The organism is Modestobacter sp. VKM Ac-2984 (assembly GCF_026967985.1).
Lineage (GTDB): Bacteria > Actinomycetota > Actinomycetes > Mycobacteriales > Geodermatophilaceae > Modestobacter.
In genome coordinates this window covers 360,212-375,829 of sequence record NZ_JAPVBJ010000001.1, presented here as the reverse complement: position 1 = coordinate 375,829, position 15,618 = coordinate 360,212, and the positions used below count along the sequence as shown (strand labels likewise).

The window sequence follows — 15,618 nt, the reverse complement described above, 5'->3', positions numbered from 1 at the left end:
GACCACGAGAGGAGCTGGCGATGGCGCAGGGACCGTGGTTCTACTGCCTGAAGCACCACGCCGTCGAGACGCGGGACGGCTGTGCCGAGCGGCACCGCCTGGGTCCGTACGACACCCGCGCGGAGGCCCAGGACGCGCTGGAGAAGGTCGCCGAACGCAATGAGGCGGCCGATGCCGCCGACCGCGCCTGGGAGGAGGGGCGGGAGTAGCCCACCCGTCGGGCCGTCAGCGGCCGCTCGGGGCATGATCATCGGCAGGCGCGTCCGTGAGGACGCCCGGAGGACAGGAGGAGCCGTGACGGACGGACGCGCGATGGAGGACCTCGTCGTCGGCGTGGTCGGGGGCACCGGGCCGCAGGGGCGGGGTCTGGCGGTGCGGTTGGCCGCGGCCGGGCAGCGCGTGCTGCTGGGGTCCCGGGACGCCGGACGCGCCGAGGAGGTCGCCGGCGAGGTGGCCACCCGGGCCGACGCGGCCGCCGGCGGCGTCGGGGTGTCGGTCCGGGGTGGCTCCAACGCCGACGTCGCGGGGGCGGCGGACCTGGTGATCGTCGCGGTCCCGTACGCCGGGCACGCCGACACCCTCGCCGAGCTGGCGACCCCGTTGGCCGGCAAGGTCGTCGTCGACTGCGTCGTCCCGATGGGCTGGGACGAGCTCGGCGCCTATGTGCTGGACGTCGCCGAGGGCAGCGTGTGCCAGCAGGCCGCCGCCCTGCTGCCGGACAGCTCGATCGTGGGCGCCTTCCACCACCTCTCGGCCGTCACGCTGGAGGACCTCTCCCAGCCGACGCTCGAGGGCGACGTGATGGTGGTCGGCGACGTCCGGGAGGCCACCGACCTGGTGCAGGCCCTCGCCGGGCGGCTGCCGGGCATGCGCGGGGTCTACGCCGGCCGGCTGCGGAACGCCCGCCAGGTCGAGGCGCTGACGATCAACCTGGTGTCGGTCAACCGCCGCTACAAGGCCCACGCCGGCGTCCGCATCACCGACGTCTGACGAACAACCCGCCCGCCCCCGCCCAGCCCCCGGCCGGCCCCCGGCCGCTCGACGACGTGCGCTGAGTGTCAGTCCGGCACGCCCTGACTGGCACTCAGCGCACATCGTCGTGATCCGGAGGTGGGCCGCAGGCCACGTCCGGAGGACGTCAGTCGAACGAGTGCTCTGTGGTCGGGAACGTGCCTTCGCGGACCTCTGCTGCGTACTCCTGGGCGGCACGGAGCAGCTCGGCGCGCAGGTCGGCGTACTTCTTCACGAACTTCGGCACCCGACCGGACGTCATCCCGGCCATGTCCGGCCAGACGAGCACCTGGGCGTCGCAGTCGGGCCCGGCGCCGATCCCGATCGTCGGGATGGTCAGCTCCTTGGTGACCTGCCCGGCGATCTCGGCGGGCACCATCTCCATCACCACGGCGAACGCGCCGGCGTCCTGCACGGCGTGCGCGTCGGCCAGCAGCTGCTCGGACCCGGCGCCGCGGCCCTGCACCCGGTAGCCGCCCAGGGCGTGCTCGCTCTGCGGGGTGAAGCCGATGTGTGCCATCACCGGGATGCCGGCCTCGGTCAGCAGCCGGATCTGCGGCGCCACCCGGACGCCGCCCTCCAGCTTGACCGCCTGGGCCCCGCCCTCCTTCATCATCCGCACCGCGGTGTCGAAGGCCTGCTGCGGACCGGACTCGTAGCTGCCGAACGGCAGGTCGGCGACGATCAGCGAGCGCTGCGTGGAGCGGGTGACCGCCCGGGTCATCAGCAGCAGGTCCTCCACCGTCACCGGCACGGTCGAGGTGTGCCCGAGGACGACGTTGCCCGCGGAGTCGCCGACCAGCAGCACCGGGATGCCGGCCTCCTCGAACACCGCCGCCGCATAGGTGTCGTAGGCGGTGAGCATCGCCCACTTCTCGCCGCGGTCCTTGGCCTGCTGCAGGTGGTGCACGCGCACCCGGGCGGTGGAGGTGCCGCCGTAGAGAACCGACTCGGTCATGCGTCTGCTCCTTCGCGGACGCTGGGCAGGCTCTCCCGCCAGCGGTTGGTGATCGGCAGCCGGCGGTCGCGACCGAAGGCCTTCAACGAGATCTTGGTGCCCGGTGCGGACTGGCGGCGCTTGAACTCCGCCAGGTCGACCAGCCGGAGCACCCGGGCCACCACCTCCGGGTCGTGGCCACGCTCGAGCAGCTGGGCCAGCCCCAGGTCGCGGTCGACGTAGTCGGCGATGACGGCGTCCAGCTCCTCGTAGGAGGGGAGCGAGTCGCTGTCCTGCTGCCCGGGGGCGAGCTCGGCCGACGGCGGCTTGTCGATGGAGTTCTGCGGGATCGGCTCCACCTCGCCGCGGTCCCGGGCGTGCGCGTTGCGCCACCGGGCCAGGTCCCAGACGAGGGTCTTGGGCACGTCCTTGATCGGGGCGAACCCGCCGGCGGCGTCGCCGTAGAGCGTCGAGTAGCCGACGGCGACCTCGCTCTTGTTGCTGGTGGCCAGCAGCAGGTGGCCGTGCTGGTTGGACAGCCCCATCAGCAGCGTGCCGCGCACCCGCGCCTGCAGGTTCTCCGCGGCCACGCCGGACAGCTCCACCGCCGCCTCGAACGCCGTCACCACCGGGGCGATCGGGACGACGGAGTAGTGCATCCCCAGCCGCTGCGCCGCGTCCGCGGCGTCGGCCAGGGAGTGCTCGCTGGACCACCGCGACGGCAGCCCGACGCCGACCACCCGGTCGGCACCGAGCGCGTCGACGGCCAGCGCGGCCACCAGCGCCGAGTCGATGCCGCCGGACATGCCGAGGACCACCGACGGCATGCCGTTCTTGTCGATGAAGTCGCGCAGGCCCAGCACCAGTGCCCGCCAGACCTCCTCGCAGTCGCTCAGCGGCTCGGCGACCGACCCCGGCTGCGCCGGGTAGCCGGGCACCGGCTCCTCGGACACCAGGTGCCGGGTGACGGTCATCGGCCCGATCCGGCCCGCCCGCCGCTCCGGGACGGCCGCCGGGTCCACCGTCAGGTCGACGGTGAGGAGGTGCTCGACGAACTGCGGGGCGCGGGCCAGCAGCTCGCCGGCGGCGGAGACGGCGAGCGAGTCGCCGTCGAAGACCAGCTCGTCCTGCCCGCCCACCTGGTTGCAGTAGACGATCGGGGCCCGCGCCTCCGCGGCGCGCCGCTGCACCAGCGGCAGCCGCAGGTCGTCCTTGGCGCGCTCGTAGGGCGACGCGTTGGGGGAGACGACGAGGTCGACCCCGGCCTGCCCGGCCACCCCGCACGGGCCGCCCTCGACCCAGAGGTCCTCGCAGATCGTGAGCGCGACGTCGACGCCGTGCAGCCGCACGACCGGCAGCTCGGTGCCGGGCACGAAGTAGCGGGCCTCGTCGAAGACGCCGTAGTTGGGCAGGTGGCGCTTGTGGTACCGGGCCACCACGGCACCGCCGTGCAGCAGGGCCGCGGCGTTGCGCGGGGCCCCGCGGCGGGGGTTGGCGTCGCCGGGGGCGTCGTCGGCGTCGGTGGGGAGCTGGTCGACCGGCGCCGGGCCGGCCCCCTCGGTGTGCGCCAGGTAGCCCACGACGACGGCGGTGCCCCCCAGGCCCTGCTCGGCCAGCGTCCCCGCCAGCTCGACCAGCGTCTGCTCGCTGGCCCGGGCGAAGGACTCGCGGAGCACCAGGTCCTCGGCCGGGTAGCCGGTCAGCGTCATCTCCGGGAAGACGACCAGGTGGGCGTCCCGGCCGGCGGCCCGCCGGGTCCAGTCGACGACCAGCTCGGCGTTGCCCGCGAGGTCGCCGACCCGGGTGTCGACCTGGGCGAGCGCCACCCGCAGCTGCCGCACCGACTCCGCCGTCCGCTGCTGATCACTCACACCCGTGAGTGTGGTCGCCGCCCCGCCCGGTCGCCCAGGTGGGGACTCCCCGGAGGAGTGTGGTTCACGCCACACGCCGGTCGGGGCGGTGCCGTCCGCGACCGCGCCGGGGCGCCTGTTCCGCCCGGCCCCCCTGAGGGGGCAGGCTGGGGACCACGTAACACCGCCGTCACGACTGGAGTGGAGCATGGCGAGCATGGACCGCCAGCAGGAGTTCGTCCTGCGCACCCTGGAGGAGCGCGACATCCGCTTCGTGCGGCTGTGGTTCACCGACGTCTCCGGCTATCTCAAGGCCGTCGCGGTGGCGCCGGCCGAGATCGAGGCCGCGTTCGCGGAGGGCATCGGCTTCGACGGCTCGGCGATCGAGGGCTTCGCCCGGGTCTACGAGTCCGACATGCTGGCCAAGCCCGACCCGGCCACGTTCCAGGTCATGCCGGGCTCGCGTGGGCAGGCCAGCGAGACCGCGCGGATGTTCTGCGACATCACGCTGCCCGACGGCTCGCCGGCCTGGGCCGACCCGCGGCACGTGCTGCGGCGGGCGCTGAGCAAGGCCGCCGACATGGGCTTCACCTTCTACACGCACCCCGAGATCGAGTTCTTCCTGCTCAAGGACCTGCCCAGCGACGGCAGCGCACCGGAGCCGGCCGACGTCGGCGGCTACTTCGACCTCTCCACGCACAACGTGGCGCACGACTTCCGCCGGGAGGCGGTCTTCGCGCTGGAGGCGATGGGCATCTCCGTGGAGTTCAGCCACCACGAGGTCGCCCCCGGCCAGCAGGAGATCGACCTGCGGTACGCCGACGCGCTGTCGATGGCCGACAACATCATGACGCTGCGGCACGTCGTCCGGGAGGTGGCGCTGGCCCAGGGTGTGCACGCGACGTTCATGCCCAAGCCCTTCACCGAGCTGGCCGGCTCGGCGATGCACACCCACCTGTCGTTGTTCGAGGGCGACCGCAACGCCTTCCACGACCCGGCCGACCCGATGCGGCTGTCGACCACCGGCAAGCAGTTCATCGCCGGGCTGCTGACCCACGCCCGGGAGATGACCGCGGTCACCAACCAGACGGTCAACTCCTACCGGCGGCTGCTGGCCGGCACCGAGGCGCCCACGGCGGCGACCTGGGGCCGGGCCAACCGGTCGGCGCTGGTGCGGCTGCCCTCCTACAAGCCGAACAAGGGCAACTCCGCCCGGGTCGAGGTGCGCTCACCGGACTCGGCGTGCAACCCCTACCTCACCTTCGCGGTGCTGCTGGCCGCCGGGCTGCGGGGCATCGAGAAGGGCTACGAGCTGCCGCCCGAGGCCGAGGACGACGTCTGGTCGCTGACCGACACCGAGCGGCGGGCGGCCGGCTACGAGGACCTGCCGGTCTCCCTGGGCGAGGCGCTCACCGCCATGCAGGGCAGCGAGCTGGTCGCCGAGACCCTCGGGGAGCACGTCTTCGACTTCTTCCTGCGCAACAAGTGGGAGGAGTTCAACTCCTACCGGCAGAACGTCACGCCCTTCGAGCTGAAGCGCTACCTCCCCGGCCTGTAGCCGCCCCCTCCCGCGACAGAAATGGCCATTTCTGTCGCGGGAGGACGGGGAACTAGCCTCTCGTCATGGCCCACCTGCTCGTCGTCGTCCCCTCCGACACCGACCCGCCGACCCGGCTGGGGGAGTGGCTGCGCGACGCGGGGTTGGAGCTGGACGAGCGGCGGCTGTCCACCGGTCAGCCGCTGCCGGCGGACCTGACCGGGTTCGACGGGCTGCTGGTGATGGGCGGCCCGCAGTCGTCGCTGGACGACGAGCAGACCTCCCCGGAGCTCGTCGGGGTCCGGCACCTGCTCGGCCAGGCGGTCGCGGCCGACGTCCCGACCCTGGCGATCTGCCTGGGCGCCCAGCTGCTGGCCCAGGTCGGCGGCGGCAGCACCCGGGTGGGGGCCGACGGACCCGAGGTGGGGGCGACGCTGGTGGCCAAGCGGGACCTCGCCGACGCCGACCCGCTGTTCGGTCCGCTGCCGCTGTCGCCGGACGTGCTCCAGTGGCACCACGACGAGATCGACCGGCTGCCGGCCGGCGCGACCCTGCTGGCGAGCAACCCGCGGTACGCGAACCAGGCCTACCGGGTCGGCGACCACGTGTACGGCCTGCAGTTCCACATCGAGACCGACCCGGACCTGGTGCGGCAGTGGGCCGAGGGCGACGCGGTGGGCGTGTCCGCCAGCGGCCTGGACGTCGAGACCATCTGCGCCCGCGCGAGCGCCGTGCACCCCGACCTCGCCGAGGTCTGGGCGCCCTTCGCAGCCCGGTTCGCCGACCTGGTGCGGGCCCGCGCCACCACCCGGGGCTGACGGTGGCGGCCGCTCCGCAGCTCGACGACGAGGTGCCCCGCCGGGCCGTCGTCCGGCTGGTGCGCTTCGGGTTCGACGACGGCGCCCGGGTGGCCCGGCTGCTGGCGTCCCCGGCGCTGGGGTTGTGGGACCTGGAGCGCAACGAACCGGCCGACCCCGAGGCAGCCCCGGTGGTCTCCGCGCTGGCCCGCGCCGGCGACCCGGACCTCGCCGTCCGCTCGCTGGCCCGGCTGGTCGAGGCGCTGGACGCCGCCGACCCCGACGGCGAGCTCGCGGCCGCCCTGCTGGCCCGGCTGCGCGGCTCGGCGACGGTGCGTGCCCGGCTGCTGGCCGTGCTCGGGGCCTCCGCCGGCCTCGCCGACCACCTGGCCGCGCACCCGACCGACTGGGTGGTGCTGGACACCGCGGACCGCAGTGCCCGCCCCAGCCCGCACGAGCTCGAGCAGCAGCTGCTGTTCGCCGTGGGGGCCGACCCGCACGACCCGCCGTGGGGCGTGCGGCTGGGCTCCTCGGCACCCGACGCCGACCCCGCCCGGGTCCGCGACCTCCGGCACGCCTACCTGCGCGCCGTCCTCTCGCTGGCCGGCCGTGACCTGGGCGACGGGCTGCCCGCCGACGAGGTGGCCGCCGAGCTGTCCGACATCGCCGGTGCCGTGCTCACCGCCGGCCTCGCCCTGGCCCTCGCCGAGCAGCCGGCCGACGCGACCCCGTGCCGGTTGGCCGTCATCGGGCTGGGCAAGTGCGGTGGCCGGGAGCTGAACTACGTCAGCGACGTCGACGTGGTCTTCGTCGCCGAACCCGTCGAGGGGGAGGACGACGCCGCGGCCGTCGCCAGCGCTGCGCGGGTCGCCGGTGCCCTCATGCGCGTCTGCGGGCAGGCCGCCTGGGAGGTGGACGCGGCGCTGCGCCCGGAGGGCAAGGCCGGTCCGCTGGTCCGCACCGTGGCCGGGCACCGCGCGTACTACGACCAGTGGGCCAGCACCTGGGAGTTCCAGGCCCTGCTCAAGATGCGGCCAGTGGCCGGTGACCCGTCGCTGGGCCGGGAGTACGTGGACCAGATCTGGCCGCTGGTCTGGAAGGCCGGTGACCGGCCCGGTTTCGTCGCGGACATCCAGGCGATGCGCCGCCGGGTGGAGCAGAACATCCCCGCCGCGCAGGCCGAGCGGCAGCTCAAGCTCGGCCGCGGCGGCCTCCGGGACGTCGAGTTCAGCGTCCAGCTGCTGCAGCTGGTGCACGGCCGCGCCGACGTGTCGCTGCGCGCCGGCGGCACGATCCCGGCGCTGACCGTCCTGGGCGCCGGCGGGTACATCGGGCGCGAGGACGCCGCCACGCTCATCGCCTCCTACCGCTTCCTGCGCACCGTCGAGCACCGGCTGCAGCTGCTGCGGCTGCGGCGCACCCACCTGCTGCCGGTGGCCGGCGACCAGCTGCGCTGGCTGGCCCGTTCGCTGGGCTACAAGCCCGACCAGCGCGGCGACTCGGTCGCCGTCCTGCAGGCGGAGCTGGCCCTGCACAACCGGGTGGTCCGCCGGCTGCACGAGAAGCTCTTCTACCGGCCGCTGCTGTCCTCGGTCGCCCGGGTGCCGGGCGAGCAGCTGCAGCTGGGCCCGAAGGCGGCGGGGGAGTGGCTGCGGGCGCTGGGCTTCGCCGACCCCGACGGTGCGCTCCGGCACCTGACCGTGCTCACCGGTGGGCTGAGCCGGTCGGCGTCCATGCAGCGATACCTGCTCCCGGTGCTGCTGCAGACCTTCGCCTCCTGCGCCGACCCCGACGCCGGGCTGCTGGCCTACCGCAAGGTCAGCGAGGCGCTGGGCAACGACCAGTGGTTTCTGCGGCTGCTGCGGGACGAGGGGCAGGCCGCCGAGCGGCTGGCCGTGCTCCTGGGCTCCAGCCAGTACGTCGCCGGCCTGCTGACCCGCACGCCGGAGGCGATGCGCATCCTGGCCGACGACGCCCAGCTGGAGCCCCGCAGCGCCGAGACGCTCACCTCGGCGTGGCGGCAGGCGGTGGCCCGGGCCGACAGCCCGAGCGCCGGCGTGCAGGTGCTCCGGTCGCTGCGCCGCCAGGAGCTGCTGCGGATCGCCTGCGCCGACCTGCTCGGCCGGTTGGAGGTGCTCCGGGTGGGCCAGGCGCTGTACGACGTCGCGGTGGCCACGCTGCGCGCCGGGCTGGACGCCGCGGTGCGCAGCTGGGCCGTCGAGACCGGGCTGACGGTCCAGGACGTCCCGGTCGACGTCGCGGTGATCGGGATGGGCCGGCTGGGCGGCGCCGAGCTGGGCTACGGCTCGGACGCCGACGTCCTGTTCGTGCACCGCCTGCGCCCGGGGGCGGACGAGGGCCGGGCCACGTCGGCGGCCACCGCCATCGCGCACGCCCTGCGCCGGCTGCTGAGCGAACCCGCGCCCGACCCGGCCTTCGAGGTCGACGCCAACCTCCGTCCCGAGGGCCGCCAGGGCGCCATGTCGCGGAGCCTGAGCGCGTTCGCCGAGTACTACGAGCGCTGGGTCTCCACCTGGGAGGTGCAGGCGCTGCTGCGCGCCGAGCCGGTGGCCGGCGACGAGGCGCTGGGCCGGGAGTTCGTCGCCCTGATCGATCCGCTGCGGTACCCGGCCGAGGGGCTGTCGGCCGAGCAGGTGGCCGAGATCCGCCGGATCAAGGCCCGGGTGGACAGCGAGCGGCTGCCCCGTGGCGCCGACCCGGCCACGCACACCAAGCTCGGCCGGGGCGGGCTGGCCGACGTGGAGTGGACCGCGCAGCTGCTCCAGCTGCAGCACGCCGCGACGCACCCGGAGCTGCGGGTCACCGGCACGGTGGCGGCCCTGGAGGCGCTGGGGGAGGCCGGGCTGCTGGACGCCGAGCAGCGGGACGCGCTGCGGTCGGCGTGGGAGCTGGCCAGCCGGGCGCGCAACGCCGTCTTCCTGGTCCGCGGGCGGCCCGGGGACCAGCTGCCCCGGCAGGGCCTGGAGCTGAGCGGGGTGGCCCGGGCATGCGGCTACGGGCCGGAGACCGACGCCGGGCAGTTCCTCGACGAGTACCGGCGGGTCACCCGGCACGCGCGCACGGTCGTGGAGCGGGTCTTCTACGGCCACACCGACGAGGGCTGAGCGGGCGGGCACCGACGGGGCGGTCGGTTGAGCACGGCCGGTCCCGGGCACCATCGAGCGGTGCCCACCCAGCAGAGCCCGGTCCCCGCGCCCGACGACCCCGCCGACGTGACCGACGCCCGGGTGCGTGACGAGCCCCCGGCCGACGAGCCGACGGCGACGATCACGCCGTACCGGGACGGGCCGCTGATCGTGCGCGGGAACTTCCAGCTCGTGGACACCGACGGCCAGGAGATCGACCCCGGCCGCAAGACGGTGGCGCTGTGCCGCTGCGGGAAGTCCGGGATCAAGCCCTTCTGCGACGGCACCCACAAGCGGGCCGGGTTCCACTCCGGCAGCGCCCCGTCCCGCCCCCGGCCGGCGGCCCGGCTGTTCCAGGAGGCCGGTCGCGAGTCCGACGACGGGCACCGGCCGCCGACCTGAGCGGACGTCGGCCCCGGTCCACCGCGTGTTCGCCGGTGGGCCACCTGCCGGCCGTGCGGGCGTACCAGGGTCGGCGGAGACCCTGACCCGAACTCCTGAGGTGGCCCGTGCTCCGTCGTCCGCTCCGTCCCGTCACCGCCGTGCTCTCGCTCAGCGCGCTCGCCCTGCTGGCCGCCGCCGGCCCGGCCGCAGCCGCACCGGCACGCACGTTCACGCCCCTGGCCACGTTCCCCGTGGAGGGAGAGGTCGCCGAGATCATCTCGGCCACCCCGGACGGGCGGACGGTCGTCTACACCGACTCCGAGCTCGGCCGGATCGGGCTGGTCGACCTGAGCGACCCCAGCGCGCCGCGGGACCGGGGGACCATCGACGTGGGCGGCTCGCCGACCTCGGTCACCGTCACCTCCAGCGCCCGGTACGCCCTGGTCGCGGTCGACACCACCACCGACCTGACCCGGCCCTCGGGCCACCTGGCGGTCGTCGACCTGCCGCGGCGGGCGATCGTGCGCACCATCGACCTGGGCGGTCAGCCCGACTCGATCGACGTCGGCCCCAGCGGCGTCTTCGCGGCGATCGCGATCGAGAACCAGCGCGACGAGGACATCGAGGTCGGGGACGTGGAGGGCGGCCTGCCGCAGCTGCCGGCCGGCTTCCTCTCCGTGGTCGACCTGCGCGGCCCGGTGAGCGCGTGGACGGTGGGCCGGGTGGAGCTGACCGGGCTGCCGGGTGCGGTCTTCGCCGACGACCCCGAGCCGGAGTTCGTCGACGTCGACGGCCGGGACGTCGCCGCCGTGACCCTCCAGGAGAACAACGCCGTCGCGCTGGTCGACCTGGCCCGCCGCACGGTGATCAACTCGTTCTCGGCCGGCACGGTCACCCGCACCGACGCCGACACCGTCGACGACGACGTCGTCGCCTTCGACGACCCGCTGGTCGCCCCGCGGGAGCCGGACACCGTGCAGTGGACGCTGCGCGGCAACCTGGTCACCGCCGACGAGGGCGACCTGGCCGAGGAGCCCGCCGGCGGCCGTGGCTGGACGGTGTTCGCCCAGGACGGCACGGTGCTGCACAGCAGCGGTGGCTCCGCCGAGCAGGCGCTCGCAGCCGTCGGCGCGTACCCGGACGGGCGCAGCGACGACAAGGGCGCGGAGTTCGAGGGCGCGGAGGTCGCCCGGATGCGCGGGGTCGACTACACGTTCATCGGTGCCGAGCGCGGTGACGCCGTCCTCGTCTACGACACCGACCGCGATGCCGCGCCGGAGCTGCTCCAGGTGCTGCCCGTCGGCGACGCCCCCGAGGGGCTCCTCGCCATCCCGTCCCGTGGGCTGTTCGTCACGAGCAACGAGGACGACGGCTCGCTGTCGGTCTTCGGCCTCCGCTGACCGGCGGGCAGCCGGTCGCCGTCAGACCTGGGCGGCGACCGGCTGCTCCCGGCGCAGGCCGGAGCGCCCGGCCTCCCAGGCGCCCAGCAGGTGCTCGGCGGTGAGGCCGTCCAGCGCCAGTGAGCACTGCGCACCGAACAGGACGTCGGCGGCGAGCGACGGGTCCTCGGCCACCAGCGACCCGCACATGTCGACCGAGGCGATCTGCTCGTGGACGGCGTCGGCCTCCACGTGCTCGTCGTAGAAGACGCTGGTCGACTCGCCGAACCCGAGGCGGCGCAGCCCGGAGGAGTAACGGCGGCTGGGCTCCGAGGAGGTCATCTCCACCGCCGTCAGGTGGCCCAGGCACGCGCCCCGGAACCGGCGGTGCAGCCCGAACAGCGACATGGTGTTGACCGAGGTGAAGGCCACCGCGGGGGCAGCGTCCCAGAGGGCGCCGTAGCCGGTGTCCAGGCCCAGGTCGGCCATCATCCCGGCGAACAGTTGGCTGTGCATGCGCTCGGCCGACCCGCCGCCGTACTCGTCGGCCTGGATCTCCACCATCGCCGCCTTGGCCCGCCCGCTGATCCGCGGGATCGCCCAGGTGTGCGGGTCACCTTCCTTCAGGTGGTACACCGACCGCAGCGTGAGGTACTCCTGCCATTGCTCACGGGTGCCTTGCTTGGCCAGGTACCTCGACAGCGAGGGCCCGTCGTCGGCCGCGATCACGGCGCTGAGCTGCTGGTCCACCGGTGCGTCGGTGACCTCGACCGGCGTGACCAGAGCCCGCAGCGCCGCCAGGTGCCGCTGCTCGAGCAGGGCGCGCAGCCGCAGCAGCTCGGGGTCCCACTCCCAGGCGTCGTCCACCTCGGCGAAACCGCGGTAGTGCAGCTCGTAGCAGATGGCCAGGGTCAGCTGGAGGTCGTCGTCGGTCAGCGGGTCGGCTGCCGAGGTCGCCAGCCCCTCGGCGGCGGCGAGCGTGCGGGTGCTGAGGGTCGACCCGGCGGCGAGGTCCGCGCACAGCGCGGCGCTGACGGGGCCCCGTGGCTTGGGAAGGCGCATGGGTCCGATCATGCCCAGCCGGTCGCCGTCCGGAACCTCCCGGGACGGATCGGTGGTGCGCCATCTGCTGCCTGGCTCCGGACCTCCGGGCGAGGGCCGGAGCGCGGCGTGCTGCGAGGTCAGACCTGCTGGTCGAAGGCGGAGGCCATCCGGGCCTGCTCCTCCAGCACCTCGCCGATCCGGGCCTGGACGGCGTCCAGTTGGCCGATGATCTCCCCGGTGGTGTGGATGCCGTCGGCCACCGCCTTGCTGCTCGCCTGGATCCCGGCGATCTGGTCGGACACCTTCTGCGTCGCGTTGGCGGTCTCCCGGGCGAGGTCCTTGACCTCGCTGGCCACGACCGCGAAGCCCTTGCCCAGCTCGCCGGCGCGCGCTGCCTCGATGGTGGCGTTCAACGCCAGCAGGTTGGTCTGGTCGGCGATGCCGGAGATGATCCGGATGACCTCGCCGACGGCGGCCGAGGCCTCGTCCAGCGCCTCGACCTCGGTGGTCATCGTGGACGCCTGGCTGACCGCGCTCTCCGCCACCTGGCCCGCATCATCGGCGGCCTCACGGAGCCGGGACACGGTGTCCAGCAGCTCGCGGGCGTTCTCCGCCGACTCCTCCGTGCGGCGCAGCACGTCCAGGCGCTGGGACACCAGCTGCTGCACGTTCCGCAGCGCCGACCGGCGGGACTCCGACAGCTCGATCGTCGTGGTGACGAAGAAGTCCATCGTGCCGACGACCCGGCCACCGACCATCAGCGGGAAGCACACCCCGGACTTGACCCCGGCGCGCTGCGCCGCCGGCGCACGGACGCAGTCGGTCATCTCGCCGATGTCGCGGACGAAGAAGAGGTCCCGGGACCGCCAGGTGCGCCCCGAGAGGCCGATCCCCTCAGCGAAGCTGGCGGTGAGGGTGACCTTGCGGAACTCCTCACCGGCCGAACCGGACTCCTGCTGGAAGCGCAGCACGTTCGCGCCCTCGTCCAGTGCCCAGTAGGAGCCGTAGGCCCAGCCGAACGCCTCGCGCACGGTGTCCAGCGCGATCCGCAGGGCGGACTGCTGGTCGCGGGCGGCGCTCAGCTCGGTCACGACGGTGGTGACCGCGACCCGGTCGTCGAGCGTCTCCTGCAGCTCCGCCCTGCCCAGCGCGGACCTGCGGGCGTGGCTGAGCAGCCGGCCCAACGAGTCCCACTTGCCCTGGCGGGCGCCGAAGAAGGGCAGCTCCCCGGCGTTGTAGTACTCGTAGAGCGCGACGACCCGGCCGTTCTCGACCAGCGGCAGGATGCACCCGGCCGTGGCGCCGGCGGCGAGCGCCGCAGCCCAGCGCAGGCACCTCCGGGGGTCGCTGCTCCCGTCCGTCACCAGCGCCCGCTCGGTGCGGATCGCCTCCCCGCCGTAGCCGTCGGAGGCGGTCATCTGCAGCGCCTTGCCGCCGAAGCCCGCGGCGATGGTCGGTGCCAGGGGGCCGGACTCGTGCGTCAGGTGGAAGACGCCGCCGTCCGCGACCAGCCAGACCGCACCGTAGGCGATGTCCAGCTCGTGGACGAGCGTCTCGAGGATCACCCGGTGGGCCTGGGGTTCGTCGGTGACGCCCTGGTCGAGGCGGGCGATCACGGCCTCCACGGCCTCGACGTCGCGGGGCATGTGCCCCACCTCGATGCCGTTCGTGACCGGGGTGCTGGTGCGCCGCCTCATCCATGTCCTCCATCGCCGGCTCGGCGCCGGCCCGCGGGGTCCGCGGCGGCGTGCTGGGCTGCCCCGGACCCCAGCAGTGGTCGGCCAGCTCGTCATGGACATCGGCAGGTCACGGCGGCAGTTGAGCCGGGGGACAACCCGGTCGTGTGCCGCCCAGTCCGCGGTCGCCCGGTCGCGTCCGAACACGTGCCGGATCGATGTTTGCGGCCGTGTCGGGTGGCAAGGGCCACAAGACATGGACGACACAACCACGATCGGATCGGGGTCTGTCTCATGAACACCTTCCTCGCGCTCTCCTCCGCTGTGCTGCTGACGGCCAGCGGGCTGGTGGGCGGTGCCACCACCGCACCGCAGCCCGCGCCACCCACCCCGGCGCCATCCGCCGGGGAGCAGGCGCCGCCGACCGGGCTCCAACCCGTGGGCACGCCGGGCACGGACCCGGTGCAGGCGGGCGGCTTCCCTGACGTGACCGGGCCGACGGCGTACCTGACCGACGTGCGGACCGCTGGGCACGACGGTTTCGACCGCGTGGTGCTGGAGTTCGCCGGCGACGCGGTGCCCGGGTACCGGGTGTCCTACGTCGAGCCCCCGATCACCGAGGACGGCTCCGGCGCCGAGGTCGCGGTGCCCGGTCAGGCGTTCCTCGAGGTGCGGGTCGCGCCCGCCAGCGGCGTGGACCTGACCGGCTCCGAGCCGCGGGAGACCTACACCGGTCCTGACCGGGTCGCCCCGTCCGACGGTGCCGTCGTCACCGAGGTGGTCGAGACCGGCGACTTCGAGGGCCAGCTGGCCTGGACGATCGGGTTGGAGCAGCGCGTCCCCTTCGGCGTCGCCGTGCTGGAGGACCCGACCCGGCTGGTCGTGGACCTGTACCAGGAGCCGGCGGAGTCGATCGAGCCGATCGGGGCCGGGGACGTCGCGGACTCCGTGGTCTCCGGATCCGGGGAACCGGTGGCGGTCACCGACGTCCGACTGGGGGCCCACCCCGGTTTCGACCGGATCGTCTTCGAGGTCGCCGGTGAGGGCGAGGCCGGCTGGCAGGTCGGGTACACCGACGACCCGCGGGCCCAGGGCTCCGGGGCGCCCATCGACGTGCCGGGGGACGCCGTCCTGGGCATCACCCTGACCAACATCGCACTCCCCGCCGACGCCCCGGAGGGCGTGCAGCCCTGGGACGGTCCGGATCGTCAGCAGGTGCCCGGGGCATCGGTGCTGCAGACCCTGGTGGAGGACACCCTCTTCGAGGGCCAGTACACGTTCTTCGCCGGGCTCGACGCGGAGCGGCCGTTCGCGGTCTCCCGGCTCTCCTCGCCGCAGCGCATCGTCGTCGACGTGCTGGCCCAGGACGGGCTGCCGCCGGTCGACCTGGGCGACCGGTGCGAGCACCCGGACGGTTTCGCGATCAGCTACCCCGGGTCGTGGTCGACCAACGCCGGTGACGTGCTGCCGCCCTGCTCGCGGTTCGCTCCTGAGCCGTTCACCCTGACCGAGGGCACCGACGTCCGGACGGCGCCGATCTCCGCCTCGGTGGAGCCGGTCCCGTACGCCCGGGCCAGCGCGCCGCAGGAGGGTGCCGAGGAGAGCCGCAGCGGCACCATCGTCGACGGGCGGCAGGGCGTCCGGGTCCAGCGCACCTCGACCGGTGAGGGCCTGTGGCCCGAGGGCACCCCGATCACGACCTACCTGATCGACCTGGGTGCCGGTGGTCCGGACGGCCCGGCCACGCTGGTGGTGAACACCGTGGGGCTGCCCGAGTTCGACTACGAGCGCAACGTCCGGGTCCTCGACCACATGGTGCACACCCTGGACATCACGGCCGGCGGCCAGGGCTGATCG

The 15,618-nt window shown here is 74.2% G+C and carries 12 protein-coding genes; 8 read left to right on the top strand and 4 right to left on the bottom strand.

All coding sequences use genetic code 11. The annotated features are described in order from the left end of the window. Positions 1-20: 20 nt before the first annotated feature. Both O2W16_RS01780 and npdG read left to right on the top strand, forming a co-directional pair. Entirely contained in the window at positions 21-209 is a 189-nt protein-coding gene (locus O2W16_RS01780; protein ID WP_269157082.1) for a hypothetical protein, read from the top strand. A gap of 85 nt (positions 210-294) precedes the next feature. Further along, entirely contained in the window at positions 295-990 is a 696-nt protein-coding gene (gene npdG, locus O2W16_RS01775; protein ID WP_269157081.1) for an NADPH-dependent F420 reductase, read from the top strand. A gap of 148 nt (positions 991-1,138) precedes the next feature. On the opposite strand, the gene panB is transcribed toward npdG, so the two are convergent. Together panB and O2W16_RS01765 are read right to left on the bottom strand one after the other, a co-directional pair. After that, on the bottom strand, positions 1,139-1,969 hold the full coding sequence (panB, locus tag O2W16_RS01770) for a 3-methyl-2-oxobutanoate hydroxymethyltransferase (protein ID WP_269157080.1): 831 nt from the start codon (positions 1,967-1,969) through the stop codon (positions 1,139-1,141). Continuing rightward, complete coding sequence (locus O2W16_RS01765) at positions 1,966-3,819, bottom strand: NAD+ synthase (RefSeq protein WP_269157079.1); 1,854 nt, start codon at positions 3,817-3,819, stop codon at positions 1,966-1,968. Before O2W16_RS01765 ends, panB begins: the two co-directional genes overlap by 4 nt. 187 nt (positions 3,820-4,006) lie before the next feature. On the opposite strand from O2W16_RS01765, the gene glnA reads away from it, so the two are divergent. From glnA to O2W16_RS01740, 5 genes are all read left to right on the top strand, one after another. Beyond that, positions 4,007-5,356: a type I glutamate--ammonia ligase gene (gene glnA / locus O2W16_RS01760; protein ID WP_269157078.1), complete on the top strand. Its 1,350-nt coding sequence runs from the start codon at positions 4,007-4,009 to the stop codon at positions 5,354-5,356. A gap of 65 nt (positions 5,357-5,421) precedes the next feature. Further along, positions 5,422-6,153, top strand: coding sequence for a type 1 glutamine amidotransferase (locus O2W16_RS01755; RefSeq protein WP_269157077.1), 732 nt, complete (start codon positions 5,422-5,424; stop codon positions 6,151-6,153). A gap of 2 nt (positions 6,154-6,155) precedes the next feature. Then, positions 6,156-9,257, top strand: coding sequence for a bifunctional [glutamine synthetase] adenylyltransferase/[glutamine synthetase]-adenylyl-L-tyrosine phosphorylase (locus O2W16_RS01750; RefSeq protein WP_269157076.1), 3,102 nt, complete (start codon positions 6,156-6,158; stop codon positions 9,255-9,257). Between the two features lie 60 nt (positions 9,258-9,317). After that, complete coding sequence (locus O2W16_RS01745) at positions 9,318-9,680, top strand: CDGSH iron-sulfur domain-containing protein (protein WP_269157075.1); 363 nt, start codon at positions 9,318-9,320, stop codon at positions 9,678-9,680. Between the two features lie 107 nt (positions 9,681-9,787). Further along, complete coding sequence (locus tag O2W16_RS01740; RefSeq protein ID WP_269157074.1) at positions 9,788-11,062, top strand: hypothetical protein; 1,275 nt, start codon at positions 9,788-9,790, stop codon at positions 11,060-11,062. A 21-nt stretch (positions 11,063-11,083) separates the two neighbouring features. Here the strand turns inward: O2W16_RS01740 and O2W16_RS01735 are convergent, their stop codons facing one another. Both O2W16_RS01735 and O2W16_RS01730 read right to left on the bottom strand, forming a co-directional pair. Further along, on the bottom strand, positions 11,084-12,103 hold the full coding sequence (locus tag O2W16_RS01735) for an iron-containing redox enzyme family protein (RefSeq protein ID WP_269157073.1): 1,020 nt from the start codon (positions 12,101-12,103) through the stop codon (positions 11,084-11,086). A gap of 119 nt (positions 12,104-12,222) precedes the next feature. Beyond that, the gene (locus tag O2W16_RS01730) at positions 12,223-13,782 is read right to left on the bottom strand and encodes a methyl-accepting chemotaxis protein (RefSeq protein ID WP_269157072.1); all 1,560 of its coding nucleotides are present in this window, start codon (positions 13,780-13,782) and stop codon (positions 12,223-12,225) included. A gap of 273 nt (positions 13,783-14,055) precedes the next feature. On the opposite strand from O2W16_RS01730, the gene O2W16_RS01725 reads away from it, so the two are divergent. Then, the gene (locus O2W16_RS01725) at positions 14,056-15,615 is read left to right on the top strand and encodes an AMIN-like domain-containing (lipo)protein (RefSeq protein ID WP_269157071.1); all 1,560 of its coding nucleotides are present in this window, start codon (positions 14,056-14,058) and stop codon (positions 15,613-15,615) included. Positions 15,616-15,618: the final 3 nt, after the last annotated feature.